Below are 16515 nucleotides of genomic sequence, written 5' to 3' on the forward strand. Positions count from 1 at the left end.
GCGGTGCGCACGCCAGCGCAGTCTCGCCGCCGGAGGTCAGTCCTTCAACCAGGCGTAGGCGGTGTGCCGGGACACACCGAGCGCCGCCGCCATCGCGCTGACCTCGCAGCCGGCCTCGCGCCCGGCCCGCAGCAGCTCACGGCGACGCTCGCGCGGGGCGTCCGCGGCGGCCCGCAGCTGTTCGAGCACGGCCGCGGACTCGGCGGACCCCCGGCGTCGGCCCACCCCGGGCCGGGAGAACGCGCGCACCGCGTCGGCGTCCCAGACCTTGCGGCCGTCCGGGCCGTGGTCGGGCAGCGGGGGCGGTGCCTGGCCGCGGGAGACATAGGAGTTCCAGGTGCCCACCTGCACGCCCCAGTGGGCGGCGCACTCGTCGCTGGTCCAGGTCGTCACGACAGGAGGGTGCCACGGTCCGGCCGGGCCGCCCGTGGGGGTCGGCGACCGCGTTCATCGCCCCGAACAGCAGATCGCGGACGAGCCGGGGATCGGGCCCGGCGGCGATCGCCCCCGCGCGTTGCGCGTCGTCGACCAGCTCGGTCCACCGGCTCCGGTAGCGTTGCAGGAGCACGCGGTAGGTCGCGAGCGACGCGTCCCGGCCCGGCTCGGGCATGGTGAGCACGACCGCGGCGTAGTCGCTCAGCTCCACCAAGGCGTCGAGGTGCGCCCGGACAGCGGGCCACAGGCGGGCCCCGGCATCGGCGGCCACGAGCGGGGCCAGGGCGTCGTCGAGGTGGCGCAGCGACTCGCGCAGGCCCTCCTCGAGCACCGTCGCGATCAGCTCGTCCTTCGAGCCGAAGTGGAAGTAGACGCTCCCTGTCCGCAGTCCCGCGGCCTCGGCGATCCCGCTGAGGCTGACCCCGACCCGCCCGTCGCGGGCCAGCAGGGACGCGGCCGCGTCGAGCAATCGGCGTCGGGTCCGGTCCCCCTTGGACGGACGGTCCGGCGCGGCGGGCACGGTCGCCATTCTCCTCTCCCACCGCCACGACGACGTCGGAGCACCCCGGAGGCCGGCGCTGCCGGAGTGCTGCCCCAGCATTCTATGCTCGCTTAAAAACTAACGACCTTCAGTTGCTGGAGGAGCCATGACGACCCCCTCGCCCCGGCCGCCCGGGATCCCCGGGACCGGCCTCCCGTTCGACCTCGTTGGCCTGGAGGTCTTCGACTTCCGGGACGGCCGCGCCGACCGGCTGCACGCCAGCTACGACCTGATGGGGCTGCTGCGCCAGACCGGGGTCCTGCGCAGTGGCTCGGGGCGCCGCTGACCCGCCCGTTCGACGGCGGGGCGGCCGACGGTCTCACGGCCGCAGCGCGGCGACCACCCAGTGCAGCGACGTCCGGTCGGTGCAGGTCGCGAGCAGCTCGGCCTGCTCGATGCTCTCGGCGTCGCGGCGACGGGCGTCGAACAGGTCCTCGACCAGGCCGGGCACGTCGCGGTGCTCCCCGGGCAACGGCTCGTCCCCGCCGGGCAGCCCGAGGCGGGCCACGACCAGCCGCAGCGTGCGGTGCCCGATCAGCCGCATGCCCGGGGACAGCAGCGCCGAGTTCCGCGGGGGAGTGGTGCCGGCGGCGGACTCCTGTCCGGGCAGCGGGACCGCGCCGGGCGGGACGCCGGGCAGGCTCACCGCGGACACCGCGATCACGCCGCCGTCGAGCAGGGCCCACGCGTCGATCGCGGGGCGGTGCGTCTCCCGGCCCGACGCGGTGGCCAGATCGTGCTCGGACAGCCAGCGACGCAGCCGCGGACGCAGGTCCCAGCGCACGTCGAACACGCCCTCGGCCAGGTCGGACGGGGTGAACACCTCGTCCCACCGCGGGCCGCCGGACGCCCCGTTCCCGACACCCGTCTCGGGCTGGATCGCCATCTTCGTCCCCCGACCCGGGGCACGCGCGGTCCCGGGGGATCAGGATAGGACGGTCCGCACGGGCGTACAGGCTGGTGCACACGGCCGTACCCACAGGTGTGACGGCACGACCGACGCGGCGACGAGCGGCGTCCCCGACGCGCCGATCAGCAGGCGATGTCACGTAGCGTGAGCGAGTCTGGCGATATCTGCGTGACAGATGACACGATCGAGCGAGTCCGCCGCAGGCGGTAACGAGGCAGGATGAGTCGAGCGATCCACAAGTGACGGCGACGTGGAGGCGACATGGACGGGCAGCTCGACAGGGTTCCGGCGGTGCACCCGGGGATGATCCCCGCGGCACGGCGGTCGGTGGAGAACCTGCCGTCCGGACGAGGCGTGGTCGACGGCGAGCGGGGCCGCGTGCTGGCCCGCTACGCGCGGCTCATGCGGTCCGGCCGGCCGGAGGTCTGCCTGCCCGGGCGGCGCGAGATCGAGGACCGCGAGCGGTTCGGCGCCTCCGCGACCGGCAGCGACGGCAAGGTCATCTACCCGGACCGCGACGCGGCCGAGTGCGCCGCCCGTGAGCTGGAGGTCCTCGGTGGGCGCCCGCAGCGGGCCTACTTGTGCCGGCGGTCCCGCCGCGGGCACTACCACCTGACCACCGACGCCGTCGCCCAGCGCCGTCGCGACCCGGCGCAGCTCATCCCGCAGCCGCGCCGCGGCGACTGAGCCGGACCCGACCCGATCCACGACGACCCCCGGCGCCGACGGCGCCGGGGGTCATCGTGCGTCCGCGGCCGGTTCGCGGCGGATGTCACACCGATGTGATGCGCAGCACACGCTGATCGTCTAGCGTGGGGTGTGGCGGCGGTCACGTCACCGCCGAGCCGACGTCCCACCACCACGCATCGGAGGGCCCCGTGAACCCGCACCTGCTGGAGGAACGTGTCGCCACCGTCAACGGCGGCCGCGACCTCGCCGACCCCGCCCGCGCCCGGCTGCGCGCCCACAAGGCCACCGCCGACGCCTGCCGTCGGCGCGCCGCCGAGCGTCGCGCCGAGCTGGAGCGCGCCCTGGCCGGGGCACCACCGGCGACGCCCTGGACCTCATGCTGGAGCTCGACGCGCTCGAGCGGGTGCAGGACCGCATCGACAACCGGCTCTCCGAGCTCTGCGACGCGCTCACCGAGGCGCGCACCCCGCGCTACGGCGACGCCCAGCCCGTGTAGCCGTACCCGCGGCCCGTGTGGATCACCCGGTCCCGTGGTTCGATGACCGGCGGACACCGCCGTCGGACCACGAGGGAGAGCACACGTGCGTGCAGTGCAGGTCAGCGAGCTTGACGGGCCGTCCGCGGTCCGCGTCGCCGAGGTCGAGCCGCCGGTCCGCGGTGACGGCGAGGTCCTGATCGACGTCGCCGCGGCCGGGGTGAACTTCCCGGACGTCCTGCTGACCAAGGGGATGTACCAGTACAAGCCGGAGCCGCCGTTCACCCTGGGCTCCGAGTGCGCCGGCACGGTGCGCGAGGTGGGCCCGGACAGCCGGTTCACCGCCGGGGACCGGGTCGTCGCGTTCACCATGTCCGGGGTGTTCGCCGAGACCGTCTCCGCTCCCGAGCAGCACGTCTTCCCGCTGCCCGACGAGGTGGAGTTCGCCGCGGGCGCCTGCCTGCCGATGAACTACCTGACCGCGCACTTCACCCTCGACACCCGCGGTGGCCTGCGGGCGGGGGAGACGGTGCTCGTCCAGGGCGCCGCGGGCGGCGTCGGGACCGCGGTCGTCCAGCTGGCCGCCGCGATGGGGGCCACCGTCATCGGTGTCACGTCCACCGAGGCCAAGGCCGAGGTCGCGCGGCGCGCGGGCGCGGCCCACACCGTCGGCGTCGACGGGTTCAAGGATGCGGTCAAGGAGCTGACCGGCGGCGCGGGCGTCGACATGGTCGTCGACCCGGTCGGTGGCGACCGCTTCACCGACTCGGTCCGCTGCCTCGGCCCGCTCGGCCGCCTCATGGTCGTCGGGTTCACCGCGGGTGACATCCCGACGGTGAAGGTGAACCGGCTGCTGCTGAACAACGTCGACGTCCGCGGCGTCGGCTGGGGGGCCTACGCGCTGGGCCGCCCGGACTTCATCCGCGCCGAGTGGGACGCCCTGCTCCCGCACCTGCGCTCCGGCGCGCTCACCCCGCTGATCAGCGAGCGCTTCGGCCTCGACGACGCCGCGACCGCCCTGTCCCGGATCGACGACCGCACCGTCACCGGCAAGGTCGTGCTGCTGACCTGAGTCGGGTCAGCCGGCCGGCTCCAGGTTGTGCCGGACCGCGGCGCGCGGCGACGGCGCCGTGGTCTCGGCGGCCGCGGTGCGCGGCGCCGGGGTGGGGCCGGCGTGCCGGTGCGGCGCCGGCACCGCCACGGACTCGGCGACGTGCAGCCGGTGCCGGGCGGCCACAGCCCGCCCGGCCGGGCCGGTCACGGACAGCGCGTGCAGCACCAGGGCCCGGTGCGCCGGCACCTCGCAGCGGCGCAGGAAGCGGTCCAGCTCGCGTACGGCGTCGCCGGGGTGGCGGGCCAGCGCCCACGCCGCCAACTCGGCCTCGGCGACGTCGGTCCGCACCCCGCTCATCCGCACGCACACGTACTCGACGTCCTCGTCGGCCAGCTCGCCCGGCGCGGGCAGGTGCATGCCCTGCTCGGTCAGGTACTCGTGCACCGCCCACAGCCCCATCGGGGTGAGCGCGACCACCGTGGGGTCCGGGTCGTCGCGGTGCGCGACCCGGGACAGCTCGTCGAGCTCGTCGGCGTCGAGGGTCTCGGTCAGCTCGATCGCGCCGAGCAGCTCGCAGGCGTCCAGCAGGGCGGTGACGTCGCGGCGCCACAGCCGCTGCTCGACGTCGCCGGCGAGGTCGTCGACCACGCAGCCCGCCTCGTCGTTGACGGCGTCGCGGACCTGGCGGTGGAAGTGCTCGAGCGGGACCGGCCCGCCGCCGGTGGCGTACAGGCCGACCCACAGCATCGGGAACGCCTGCGACATCGACATCCCGAACAGCGACGGCGCGCCGAACACGTCGGTCCCGCCCAGGCTGTCGCCGAGGCGGCCGACCGACTCGAACACCCTGCGCCACAGCTCGATCGGCCGGTTCAGCAGCGGGCCCGCGCTCTTGACCGGGAGCAGCCGCCCGCGCACCACACGGACCAGACGCGCCGAGCGGGCCCAGCGCAGCAGCAGCGACACCTCGGGCAGGTCGTCGCTGGTGCGGGCGGTCTCGCGGTAGATGTGGTCGAGCTGCAGGTGCGCGGCGAGGTCGAGCGCGTCGGTGCGGTCGAGGCGGCCGTCGGAGGTGAGCCGGCGCCCGGCCCGTACCCACAGGGTCAGCTTGCGGAGCAGCTCGAGTGCCTCGGAGTGCTCCGCGGCCTCGACGAGCGCCGCTGCGCCGGGCATCGGCACCGGCGGCAGCTCGGGGTTCCACTCGGTGCGGGTGGGCCGCTGCGCCTCCCGCCGCATGATCTCGGCGAGCGCGTGCCGGTCGACATCGGTCTCCCCGGCGCCGGCGCGGTCGAGGAACCGCTGCACGGCGGCCGGGTCGGCCGGGTCGACGCCGTGGCGGTGCAGCTGCACGCCCCAGAACTTGCCCAGGTCGTAGTTGCGCTCGTCGGCGAGACCGTCGTGCAGTGCGGGGGTGGAGTCGAGGACCTGACGGTGCAGTGCGTCCGCCGGGTGCGACTGCGGGTCGAACCAGTCGTGCTCGTCGAGGAAGTCGATGAGCGCGTGGAAGGCGGGGGCGACGTCGTCGGGCTCGAGCACGGTCACCTTGCGCGGGAACCACATGCCCAGCGCGTCGGCGATGTGCGAGCGGGTCCAGCGGCCCAGCCTGCGGTCGCGCGCGTACTTGTAGTCCAGCACGGCGGCGACGAGCGTGGTGTCGACCTCGACGCGACGGCGGCGGGCCCAGAGGGAGAACTGCTCCAGCAGGCGGCTGCGGGCCTCGGCGTACCCCTGGTCGTCTCCCGGGGTGAAGACGAGACGCATCCGGCCCACTGTGTCAGGTCCCTCCCATCCGCTCCGGCGGCGGCGCAGCACTTTCCGATGATCGTCGGTGCGCGCGGGGGCCGTGCACCGGGTGGTCGCAGGAGGTCCAACGAGCGCGGTCGGCCCGGGTCACTTCCCGACCGTTCACCATCGGTGGGCGGTCGGTCACGGATCGTCCGATCGTCCGGCCGCCCCCCGCGACCGTGAGCCCTCGACTCTGCCACGGACGACGACGGCCGGACACCCCGGGGAGGGGGTCCGGCCGCCATCGTGTGCGACGAGAGGCGCTCAGTCGCCGCCGACCGGGCTGTCGCGCCGTTCGGCGGTCGCCCGCGTCGACCCGTCGCCGGTCGATCCGTCCGGTCCGTCGGTCCCGGTCGCGACGGCACCGTTGCCGTTGCCACTGCCGGGGGCGTTCTCGTCGTCCGGGTCGAACGCGCCGACCTTGACGTAGAAGTGCTCGCCGTGGTTGACGGTGGCCCAGTCGACCGCCTGCTCCAGCACCTGTGCGCCCTTCTCGTCCCGCAGCACGACCTTGTCGCGACGCAGGTCCTTGAACAGCGCGAAGCACAGCAGCACCATGATCACGACGAATGGTGCCGCGACCAGGATGGTCAGGTTCTGGATGCCGTCCAGGGCGTTCTCCCCGCCGGTGACCAGCATCAGCACGGCGACCGCGCCCATGACCGAACCCCAGAAGACCACGACCCACTTGCTGGGCTCGATGGTGCCGCGCTGGGACAGGGTGCCCATCACGATCGACGCGGCGTCGGCGCCGGAGACGAAGAAGATCGCGACCAGGACCATGACGAGCAGGCCAGTGACGGTCGCCCACGGGTAGGCGGCCAGCATCTGGAACAGCTGGACGTTGGAGTCGTCGGAGAACTGTGCGCCCTGCTGGGCCTGGGTGATGGCGGTGCCGCCGAAGATGCAGAACCAGACCAGCGAGACCAGGCTGGGTGCGAGGATGACGCCGCCGACGAACTCGCGGATGGTGCGCCCGCGCGAGATCCGGGCCAGGAACATGCCGACGAACGGCGTCCAGGAGATCCACCACGCCCAGTAGAAGATCGTCCAGCCGGAGAGCCATTCGAGCATCGGCTCGCCGCCGACGGCCTCGGTGCGCCCGACCATCTCGAAGAACTGGGAGAAGTAGGCGCCGATCGAGGTCGGTACCAGGTCGAGGATGATCACCGTCGGGCCGACGACGAACACGAAGAACGCGAGCACCGCCGCCAGCACCATGTTGGTGTTGGACAGCCACTGGATGCCCTTCTCGACGCCGGAGACGGCGGAGAGGATGAACGCGGCGGTCAGGACGATGATGATCGCGGCGAGCAGCCAGGGGCTCACCGGGCCGTCGACCCAGCCGACGGTCTGCATGCCGCCGCCGATCTGGAAGGCGCCCAGGCCGAGCGAGGCGGCGGAGCCGAACAGCGTCGCGAAGATCGCGAGGATGTCGATGGCCCGGCCGATGGAGCCCTCGGCGGCCTTGCGGCCGATCAGCGGGACGAAGGCCTGGCTGATGAGCTGCCGGCGGCCCCGGCGGAAGGTGGAGTAGGCGATGGCGAGGCCGACGACGGCGTAGATCGCCCACGGGTGCAGCGTCCAGTGGAACAGCGAGGTCGCCATCGAGGTCTGCAGCGCGTCGACGGTGCCGGGCTCGGCGGAGCCGGGGGGCGGTGACCGGAAGAAGGTCAGCGGCTCGTTCACGCCGAAGAACATCAGTCCGATGCCCATGCCGGCGGAGAACATCATCGCGATCCAGGAGACCGTGCGGAACTCGGGTTCCTCGTCGTCGGCGCCGAGCTTGATGCGTCCGAACCGGCTGAAGGCCAGGAACAGTGCGAAGGCGACGAAGGCGGTCGCGGCGAGGATGAAGCCCCAGCCACCGCCGCGCATCAGCCCGCCGAGCATCGCCTCGGCTGTGGCACCGAGGGTGTCGGCGCTGAGCAGCCCCCACAGCACGAACAGCAGCGCGAGCGCGGCTCCGACGCCGAACACGATCCAGTCGGTGCGGGGACGGCCGTCCCCGGTCGTGCCCGGACGGTCGTCCGGTGGTGATTGGGCCTGTGTCATACGTGGTCACGCCCGCGTGCCGGGCGCATCCCCCCTCCGCTCTCGTTCGTGCAGGAATGGTGCACAAGTCGTTTTGTGTGCCGAAAGTGTAGGTACTCGGCCCTCCCCGTGTCGCAGTGCGAGCCGAACCGTGATGTCGGCCGGTGACGTCGGTGACGTCAGGCCGTGGTCCAGCCCTCGTCCGAGACGCCGCCCGGGACCGGCGCGGCCGGGTCGTAGGGGGTGCGGGTGAAGACGAACGTCGCCAGCCACAGGTGGTCGCGGGCGATCCGCAGGGTCTCCCCGGCGAAGTAGCCGTCCAGGCCGACCCAGGTGCCGTCCGGGCCCGGCCGGAACCGCGACGCGCGCCCGGGCCTGCCGAGCCCGCCCAGGTGCAGCATACCGCCGCCGACCGAGCGCAGCACGTACGGCGACGGCCCCCAGAACCACGGGCCGAGCAGCTCCCGAGCGACCGGGCAGGGCTGCGGGGTCCACGGCTCGACGACGCGGGGCTCTGCGACGCGCAGGTCGTTCAGCAGCCCGGCGGGCAGCCCGCCGTCCATCCCGGAGGTGGTGTTGCCCATCGCCAGCGCGCCGGTGCCCTCCTCGCGGTCCACCCAGAGCCCGGCGAGGAAGCCGGGCATGGAGCCGCCGTGCCCGACCAGCGTCGTCGTGCCGCCTCCGGGCCGTTCGTGCCGCTGGACCTGCACGCCCAGTCCGTAGCCCGCCCAGATCGGCGACGACGGGTCGACGCCGGCGGGCAGCGTCATCTCCTCGACCGTCGCCGGCGAGAGCACCCCGCCGGTGTCGCCGAGCAGCAGCGCGCCGAGCCGGGCCAGGTCCGCCGCGGTGCACCACAGCTGCCCGGCGGCGGCCATCACCCCGGCGTCGTGCTCGGGCTCGGCCAGGACGAGGTCGGCCCACGGGTGCACCGCCCGGCCCGCGGCGGCGGGCTGCTGCGGCCGGGTCGAGGTGCGGGTCATGCCGAGCGGGAGCAGGACCTCGTCGCGGGCGACGTCGGTCCAGGCGCGGCCGCGCAGGCGGGCGACGACCTCGCCGAGCAGCCCGAACCCGAGGTTGGAGTAGTGGAAGCGGCGCGCCGCGGGCAGCACCCGGTCGGCGTCGCCGAGACCCAGCTCGTCCAGGGTGCCGCCGGGGGTGCGCTCCCACCACTGGCCGGGGCTCTCCGAGCCGGCGCCGGCGAGGTGGGACAGCAGCTGACCCACGGTGCGGTCGCCGAGCGGGGTCCCGGGCACGTGCCGGTCCAGCGGGTCGTCGAGGTCGAGCAGGCCCTCGTCGCGCAGCCGCAGGACGGTGACCGCGCAGACGGTCTTGGAGATGGATCCGATCCGGTACTGGACGTCGTCCGCGGCGGCCCCGTCCGGCAGCGCGCCGCGGCCGGCGTGCCAGACCAGGGCGCCGTCGCGGACCACCCCGGCGACGAGCGAGGGGACGCGGCCGTCGCGCTGGGCGCGGGCGACGCGGGCGAGCAGGGTGCGCTGGGTGCTGGGGAGCAGCTCGGTCACGCGGGCGAGCCTAGATCCCCCGGATGTCGGCGAACGACCGCAGCCGGACCGCCCGCTCCGACAGCGCGGCGGGCACCGGCTCGGGTACCGGCATCCGGTCCGCGGCGGTCAGCAGGCCCAGGTCGAGCCCGGTGAGTTCGCCGATCCGGGCCACCGGCACCTGGAAGGTGCGGTAGGGGCCCAGCGGCGGCGGGCCCCCGGCCGGCGGCTCGGCGAGGTCGCCGAGCTCGGGCGTCTGGTCGAGCAGGTAGGCGGTGGTGCCCAGGGCACCGCCGGTGACGAAGGCGCCGATCTTCCAGAACAGCCGCGGGATCAGCACACCGCGGTACTCCGGGTCGTCGTCGGCGAGCACCGGGCCGGTGAGCACCACCAGCCGGCGGTCGTTGTCGCCCGCGTTGTCGAGCAGGTAGTCCTCCAGGCCGCCCCAGGTCTGCTTGTCCTGGTTGAAGGCGGCGGCCTGCGGGGCGGCGTTGGTGTAGTGGAACGTGTCGGACTCGGCGGTCGCGGCCTCGGCCGGCTCGCCCCACACCGGGTCCTGGCGGCGCACCAGGTGGCCGCGGTCGAGGTCGTTGTCGGCGTAGAGCTCGGGGCCGGCCTGCTGCTCGGCGGGCAGCCGGTCGTCGAGGCGCCAGTCGTCGGAGCGCTCCAGCTGCCGCAGGGTCGCCCCGTCGATCGCGACGGCGGTGGCCGCGGCCAGCCGCCGGTCGGGCCGGTGCAGCGTCGAGAAGTGGGTGTAGGGGAGCAGGACCGTGTCGATCCCGGGGAGCGTCGGCATCGGCGTCGCGACGCCGAGGAAGTCCTGGTCGAAGCCGGGGGAGGCGGGGGCGCTCATCGCCGTGACGCTAGCGGTGCGGGGTGAACGACGGGTGCGGCTGCGCCGCCGTCGGCGAGGCGGCGCAGCAGCGGCGCGGTGCGGAACCCGACCAGCGAGCGCATGACCAGCGACGTCGAGGTCCGTTCCACCCCGTCGATCGCGAGCAGGTGCCCGGCGATCCGGTAGAGGTCGTCGGCGTCGCGGGCGACCAGGTGCACCATCAGGTCCTCGGGGCCGGAGATGCCGTGCACCTCCAGCACCTCCGGTACCCGGTCCAGTGCGTCGGCGACGGCGGCGAGCTCGCGCTGCACCACCCGCACCGTCACGAAGGCGGTCAGCGGGTAGCCCAGTGCCGCCGGGTCGACGCGCCGCTCGAACGTGTCCAGCGCACCCAGCCGGTCCAGCTTCGCCAGCCGGGCCTGCACCGTGTTGCGGGACAGGCCGACCCGCTCGGCGAGGGCGAGCACCGTCGCGCGCGGGTCCTGCGCCAGGGCCAGCAGCAGCCGGGCGTCGTGGCCGTCGAGCGTGGCGCGGCCGTCGCCGGTCGTTCCCGTCACGTGGTGCCTCCGTCGTGTCCGTGGGTGCGCAGTATGCCGTGCCCGCACCGATCCAGCCCCGCCCTGTCCGTGCGTTCTGCTCAGTATCCACCGTTCCGGTTGTGCACTCGTCCGATCTGATGGTGGGCTCACGGAGCAGGCTGCATGGAGCGACGAGGCTGGAGTGGTGTGCGATGGGCACGCGGACGGTGGCGACGGACACGCTCGTCGAGATCGAGAAGCGGGTGTTGTGGCTGGCGACCGCGATCGTCGACGCGGCCAACCGGCGCGGTGACCCGAGCGGGCTGAAGGTGGGCGGGCACCAGGCGTCGTCGGCGTCGATGACGACGATCATGACCTCGCTGTGGTTCGAGCACCTGCGGGCAGGGGACCGGGTCTCGGTCAAGCCGCACGCGTCCCCGGTGCTGCACGCGATCAACTACCTGCTCGGCGAGCTCGACGAGCGCCACCTGAGCACGCTGCGCGCGTTCGGCGGGCTGCAGTCCTACCCGTCGCGGTCCAAGGACCCCGACCCGGTCGACTACTCGACCGGGTCGGTGGGGATCGGCGCGACCGCCCCGATCTGGGGTGCGCTGGCCCGCCGTTACGTCGACACCCACTTCGGGGGTGCCGGGCAGGGCAGGCAGTACTCCCTGGTCGGCGACGCCGAGCTCGACGAGGGCGCGGTCTGGGAGGCCATCCTCGACCCGATGGTCGGCGAGCTCGGCGAGGTGGTGTGGATCGTCGACCTCAACCGCCAGTCCCTGGACCGGGTCGTCCCCGCAATCGGCGCGCCGCGGATCGAGGGCATGTTCTCCGCGGCCGGCTGGCAGGTCCTCACCGTCAAGTACGGCAGGCTGCTGCACGAGCTGTTCGACCGGCGCGGCGGCGACGCGCTGCGCGCCCGGATCGACACCATGCAGAACGCGGAGTACCAGCGCCTGCTGCGCTGCGACGCCGACGAGGTCCGCACCCGGCTCCCCGACGGACACGCGGACCTCGCCTCGCTCGTCGCCGACCTCGACGACGACACCCTGCTCGCCGCGGTGCGCAACCTCGGCGGGCACGACACCGCCGCGCTGCGCGACGCGTTCGCCGCGATCGACGACACCCGGCCCACGGTGATCCTCGCCTACACCGTGAAGGGGCACGGCCTCGCGACCGCGGGCCACCCGCAGAACCACGGCTCGATCCTGGGCGCCGACCAGATCCGCGAGCTGGCCGACGCGGTCGGCGTCGACCCCGAGGACCCCTGGCAGCGCTTCGCCCCGGCGTCCCCGGCGGGCGAGGCCGTGGCGCGCGCGGCGGCGCGGCTGCGTCGCGACCCGGTCGACGAGCAGCCGGTCCCGCCGCTGCCGACCGACATCGGGCGCACCCCGACCGGGCGCGCCACCACCCAGGCCGCGCTCGGCCGGGCCCTGCTCGACCTCACCCGCGAGGCCCCCGACGCGGCGAAGCGGGTCGTGACGCTGTGCCCGGACGTGTCGTCGTCGACGAACCTGGGCGGCTGGGTGAACAAGGTCGGCGTCTGGTCCACCGCGGAGCGCAAGGACTGGTTCGACGACGACCCCGAGACGATCCTGCACTGGCGCGAGCGGCCCACCGGTCAGCACCTGGAGCTGGGGATCGCCGAGGGGAACCTGGTCGGGGCGCTGGGGGAGCTGGGCGCCACATGGTCGCGCTGGGGCCGTCCGGTGCTGCCGATCGGGGTGCTCTACGACCCGTTCGTCGAGCGCGCGCTGGAGCCGTGGTCGTTCGGGATCTACGCCGGCGGGCAGTCGATCCTGGTCGGCACCCCGTCCGGGGTGTCGCTGGCCCCCGAGGGCGGCGCCCACCAGTCGGTGACGACGCCGTCGGTCGGGCTGGAGCAGCCCGGCTGCGTGACCTACGAGCCGGCGTTCGCGATCGACACCGAGTGGACGCTGCTGGCGTCGCTGGCCCGGCTCGGTCGCCCGGACGGCACCAGCTCCTACCTGCGCCTGTCGACGCGGCCGGTGGACCAGAGCCTCGCGGCGGTCCCGGCCGACCCGGCCGCGCGCGAGCGGCGCCGCCGCCAGGTGGTCGCCGGGGCCTACCCGCTGCGCCGCGCCGCGGGCACACCCGCGCTGACCATCGCGGTGGCCGGGGCGCCGACGACCGAGGCGCTCGCCGCCGCCGACCGGCTCGCCGGGCTCGGCCACGACGTCGACGTCGTCGTGGTGACCAGCCCGGGTCTGCTGTTCGACGCGCTGCAGGCCCGCTCCGGGCGCCCCGCCCGACCGCAGGTCGAGCCGTGGATCCTGGAGTCGGCGTTCCCGGCGCGCCGGGCCGCGCCGCTGGTCACCCTGCTCGACGGGCACCCGCACACCCTCGCGTTCCTCGCCGGGGTCAACCGGGTCCCGGCGACGCACCTGGGCGTGCACCGCTTCGGGCAGTCCGGCGATCTGGCCTCGGTCTACGCCCACCACGGGCTCGACGCGGACACGGTCGTGGTGGCCGGGCTGGACCTGCTCTAGGTGTGATGTCCAGGCAGGTTGGTCAGGCGACTGATCGGCGGTAGGCCGTTGGTTGCGCTGTGGGGCCGGTGGTGATTGTAGAAGTGCAGCCAGCCGGGGAGCGCGTCTCGCCGAGCCGTTTCGCAGGGGTGGAAGCGGGCGTATGCCCACCCGTCGGCGAGGGTGCGGTGGAAACGTTCGATCTTGCCGTTGGTCTGAGGCCGGTAGGGCCGGGTTCGCTTGTGGGTGATGCCCAGTTCGCTGCAGGTGTCACGCCAGGCGTGTGAGCGGTAGCAGCTGCCGTTGTCGGACAGGACCCGTTCGACGGTCACGCCGCGGGCGTTCAACCAGTCCACGGCCCGGCGTAGCACACCGGTGGCGGTGTCGGCTTTCTCGTCGCTGTGGATCTCGGCGTAGGCGACGCGGGAGTGGTCGTCGATGACGGTGTGGACGAACGCTCTGCCGGTGCGCGGCTTGTAGTCGGTTCCCCTGGGCAGTCCGGGAGTGGACCGCTTGTTCAGGGCGCCTTGTCGGCGTCCGACGAAGCGGTGTCCGCCTCCGTCGGGGATGTTGCCGAACTTGGTGACGTCGACGTGGATCAACGAGCCGGGGTGTGGGTGTTCGTAGCGGCGTAGGGGCTCGCCGGTGACCCGGTCGATGTGGGAGAGCCGGTTGATCCGGCAGCGGCGCAGGACCGCGTGCACGGTCGAGGCGGCGAGAGCGAGTCGGCCGCCGATCTGTACTGGTCCGAGTCGGTGGTGCCACCGCAGTCGCACGATCTGCTTCACCAGCCTCGGCGGGGTCTTGGCCGGCATCGACCGTGGTCGGGAGCTGCGGTCGACCATCCCGGGCGGGCCCTCGGCGCGGTAGCGGTCAGCCCACTTTCGGGCGGTGCGAGGGGCGACCATGAACATTCTGGCCGCGGTGGAGCAGGTCCAGTCCTGGTCGACGATCAGACGGGCCAGCCGTAGCCGGGCACGCGGAGTCAGCGCAGCGTTAGCGTGGGTCACAAGTGTCGACGACGGGCTCAGACTGACCCCCTAGCGTCGGCTTGGGATTGACCCCCTCTGCACGACGCTGAGGGGGTGTTGTCGGTGGAGGACTGGGCCGAGATCCGTCGTCTGCATCGGGCCGAGGGTGTCCCGATCAAGGAGATCGCCCGCCGGCTGGGGGTGGCCCGCAACACGGTGCGCTCCGCGTTGCGGGCGCCGGGCCCGCCGAAGCGGGAACGGGGCCCGCGGGGATCGCTGGCGGATGCGGTCGAGCCGCAGGTGCGGGCATTGCTGGCGCAGTTCCCACGCATGCCGGCCACGGTGATCGCAGAGCGGATCGGGTGGGAGCACTCGCTGACCGTGCTCAAGGACCGGATCCGCCAGATCCGCCCCGAGTATGTCGGGATCGACCCGGTCGACCGGGTCGCCTACGCACCGGGCGAGATCACCCAGTGCGACCTGTGGTTCCCCGAGACCACGATCCCCGTCGGCCCAGGCCAGGAACGGGTCCTACCGGTGCTGGTGATGACGCTGGGCTACTCGCGGTTCTTGTCCGCGACGATGATCCCCTCGCGCCAGGCCGGGGACATCCTGTCCGGGATGTGGCAGCTGATCAGCGACGTCGGGCGGGTGACCCGCACGCTGGTCTGGGACCGGGAGTCTGCGATCGGCGGGACCGGGCGGGTCTCGGCACCGGCCGCTGCGTTCGCCGGCACTCTGGCCACCCGGATCCGGCTTGCCCCACCGCGGGATCCGGAGTTCAAGGGGCTGGTCGAACGCAACAACGGCTACTTCGAGACCTCGTTCCTGCCCGGACGTCGCTTCGCCTCCCCAGCCGACTTCAACCACCAGATCGACGACTGGCTGGCCCGGGCCAACACCCGCACCGTCCGAGCGATCGGCGGCCGCCCGGTGGACGTGCTCGCCCACGACTACGCGGCGATGACTCCGCTGCCGCCGCTGGACCCGCCGATCGGGCTGGCCCAGCGGATCCGGCTGGCACGGGACTACTACGTCCGCGTCGATGCCAACGACTACTCCGTGGATCCGCAGATGATCGGCCGGTTCGTCGATGTCGCCGCCTCACCGCGCGAGGTCGTCGTCTACTGCGCCGGCCAGGTCGTCGCCCGTCACGACCGCAGCTGGGCCCGCCACGCGGTGATCACCGACCCGGCGCACCAGCACACCGCCGCGGCGATGCGCCGCGCCCTGGCCCACGACCGCAACACCCGACAGGCCGCAGCACGCCGTCACCTCGACGGCCACCCGGTGACCCTGCGCGCACTGCCCGACTACGACGCCCTGTTCGGTGTCGACTTCGTCTCCACTGCCGAGGAAGCGAGCAGCTCATGACAACCACACCACCGAAGATCACCACCGACCCCGCTGGGAGCTCGGGGCCGGCCGGTCCGGTGCTGGCCGCGGTCCCCGACGGACTGCCGGCGATGATCGCCTACCTGACCCGGGTCCTGAAGACCCCGACCATCGCGGCCAGCTGGGAACAGCTTGCCGCCCAGGCCCGTGAGGAGAACTGGTCGCACGAGGAGTATCTGGGCGCGCTGCTGCAGCGCCAGGTCGCCGACCGCGAGTCCAAGGGCACGGTCATGCGGATCCGCACCGCGCACTTCCCCCAGGTCAAGACCTTGGAGGACTTCAACCTCGACCATCTGCCCTCGCTGCGCCGCGACATCCTGGCCCACCTGGCCACGAGCACGTTCGTCGCCAAGTGCGAGAACGTGATCCTGCTCGGCCCGCCCGGGATCGGGAAGACCCACCTCGCGATCGGGCTCGGCGTCAAAGCCGCCCACGCCGGCTACTCGGTCCTGTTCGACACCGCCAGCAACTGGATCACCAGACTCGCCGCCGCGCACCAGAGCGGCCGGCTCGAGGCCGAGCTGAAGAAGATCCGCCGCTACAAACTGATCATCATCGACGAGGTCGGCTACATCCCGTTCGACCAGGACGCAGCGAACCTGTTCTTCCAGCTCATCGCTTCCCGCTATGAACAAGGCAGCGTCATGGTCACCAGCAATCTGCCCTTCGGCCGCTGGGGCGAGACCTTCTCCGACGACGTCGTCGCCGCAGCCATGATCGACCGCCTCGTCCACCACGCCGAAGTCCTGACCCTGTCCGGGGACTCCTACCGCACCCGCGCCCGACGCGAGCTCCTGGCCAAACACAACCGCGCCAGCAACGACTGACCATCACCACACCACGCCGGGGGTCAGTTCCAATCCGTCGCTACGGGG

At 73.3% G+C, this 16515-nt stretch carries 14 protein-coding genes and 1 pseudogene; 6 read left to right on the forward strand and 9 right to left on the reverse strand.

Going from position 1 to position 16515, the window contains the following annotated elements; translation table 11 throughout:
- Positions 1 to 36: 36 nt before the first annotated feature.
- Together XF36_RS33860 and XF36_RS35520 are read right to left on the reverse strand one after the other, a co-directional pair.
- The gene (locus XF36_RS33860) at positions 37 to 393 is read right to left on the reverse strand and encodes a hypothetical protein (RefSeq protein ID WP_060711549.1); all 357 of its coding nucleotides are present in this window, start codon (positions 391 to 393) and stop codon (positions 37 to 39) included.
- A gap of 103 nt (positions 394 to 496) precedes the next feature.
- Positions 497 to 1036 (reverse strand): annotated as a pseudogene (locus XF36_RS35520) (TetR/AcrR family transcriptional regulator); the annotation flags it as partial.
- A gap of 46 nt (positions 1037 to 1082) precedes the next feature.
- Between XF36_RS35520 and XF36_RS08395 the strand changes: the two are divergent.
- A complete protein-coding gene (locus XF36_RS08395) occupies positions 1083 to 1262 on the forward strand; it encodes a hypothetical protein (protein WP_060711550.1) in 180 nt (59 codons plus the stop codon).
- A gap of 33 nt (positions 1263 to 1295) precedes the next feature.
- On the opposite strand, the gene XF36_RS08400 is transcribed toward XF36_RS08395, so the two are convergent.
- On the reverse strand, positions 1296 to 1862 hold the full coding sequence (locus XF36_RS08400) for a hypothetical protein (RefSeq protein ID WP_060711551.1): 567 nt from the start codon (positions 1860 to 1862) through the stop codon (positions 1296 to 1298).
- A 285-nt stretch (positions 1863 to 2147) separates the two neighbouring features.
- Between XF36_RS08400 and XF36_RS08405 the strand changes: the two genes are divergently transcribed.
- Positions 2148 to 2573 carry a hypothetical protein gene (locus XF36_RS08405; RefSeq protein WP_060711552.1) on the forward strand — a complete coding sequence of 142 codons (426 nt, stop codon included), beginning with the start codon at positions 2148 to 2150 and terminating at the stop codon, positions 2571 to 2573.
- A gap of 584 nt (positions 2574 to 3157) precedes the next feature.
- Positions 3158 to 4123, forward strand: a complete 966-nt coding sequence (locus XF36_RS08410) for an NADPH:quinone oxidoreductase family protein (protein WP_060711553.1) — start codon at positions 3158 to 3160, stop codon at positions 4121 to 4123.
- A 6-nt stretch (positions 4124 to 4129) separates the two neighbouring features.
- On the opposite strand, the gene XF36_RS08415 is transcribed toward XF36_RS08410, so the two are convergent.
- From XF36_RS08415 to XF36_RS08435, 5 genes are all read right to left on the reverse strand, one after another.
- A complete protein-coding gene (locus tag XF36_RS08415; RefSeq protein ID WP_145981306.1) occupies positions 4130 to 5866 on the reverse strand; it encodes a hypothetical protein in 1737 nt (578 codons plus the stop codon).
- A 288-nt stretch (positions 5867 to 6154) separates the two neighbouring features.
- On the reverse strand, positions 6155 to 7945 hold the full coding sequence (locus XF36_RS08420; protein ID WP_082375267.1) for a BCCT family transporter: 1791 nt from the start codon (positions 7943 to 7945) through the stop codon (positions 6155 to 6157).
- Positions 7946 to 8103: 158 nt separating this feature from the next.
- On the reverse strand, positions 8104 to 9450 hold the full coding sequence (locus XF36_RS08425) for a serine hydrolase domain-containing protein (protein WP_060711556.1): 1347 nt from the start codon (positions 9448 to 9450) through the stop codon (positions 8104 to 8106).
- 10 nt (positions 9451 to 9460) lie between these two features.
- Positions 9461 to 10282: a DNA/RNA non-specific endonuclease gene (locus XF36_RS08430; protein WP_060711557.1), complete on the reverse strand. Its 822-nt coding sequence runs from the start codon at positions 10280 to 10282 to the stop codon at positions 9461 to 9463.
- On the reverse strand, positions 10279 to 10821 hold the full coding sequence (locus XF36_RS08435; RefSeq protein ID WP_060711558.1) for an Lrp/AsnC family transcriptional regulator: 543 nt from the start codon (positions 10819 to 10821) through the stop codon (positions 10279 to 10281). The genes XF36_RS08430 and XF36_RS08435 overlap by 4 nt, the downstream gene beginning before the upstream one ends.
- 173 nt (positions 10822 to 10994) lie before the next feature.
- Here XF36_RS08435 and XF36_RS08440 point away from each other — a divergent pair, with 173 nt between their 5' ends.
- Entirely contained in the window at positions 10995 to 13295 is a 2301-nt protein-coding gene (locus XF36_RS08440; RefSeq protein ID WP_060711559.1) for a transketolase-like TK C-terminal-containing protein, read from the forward strand.
- Here XF36_RS08440 and XF36_RS08445 read toward each other — a convergent pair.
- Positions 13292 to 14284, reverse strand: a complete 993-nt coding sequence (locus tag XF36_RS08445) for an IS481 family transposase (protein ID WP_082375268.1) — start codon at positions 14282 to 14284, stop codon at positions 13292 to 13294. The genes XF36_RS08440 and XF36_RS08445 overlap by 4 nt on opposite strands.
- A gap of 75 nt (positions 14285 to 14359) precedes the next feature.
- On the opposite strand from XF36_RS08445, the gene istA reads away from it, so the two are divergent.
- Entirely contained in the window at positions 14360 to 15619 is a 1260-nt protein-coding gene (istA, locus tag XF36_RS08450; protein ID WP_145981219.1) for an IS21 family transposase, read from the forward strand.
- Positions 15616 to 16467 (forward strand): IS21-like element helper ATPase IstB, encoded by an 852-nt coding sequence (gene istB / locus XF36_RS08455; RefSeq protein WP_060713594.1) that lies wholly within the window; start codon positions 15616 to 15618, stop codon positions 16465 to 16467. Before istA ends, istB begins: the two co-directional genes overlap by 4 nt.
- The last annotated feature ends 48 nt before the right edge of the window (positions 16468 to 16515 follow it).

Origin of the sequence: Pseudonocardia sp. HH130629-09 (genome assembly GCF_001294645.1) — a bacterium.
In the GTDB taxonomy this organism is placed as follows: domain Bacteria; phylum Actinomycetota; class Actinomycetes; order Mycobacteriales; family Pseudonocardiaceae; genus Pseudonocardia.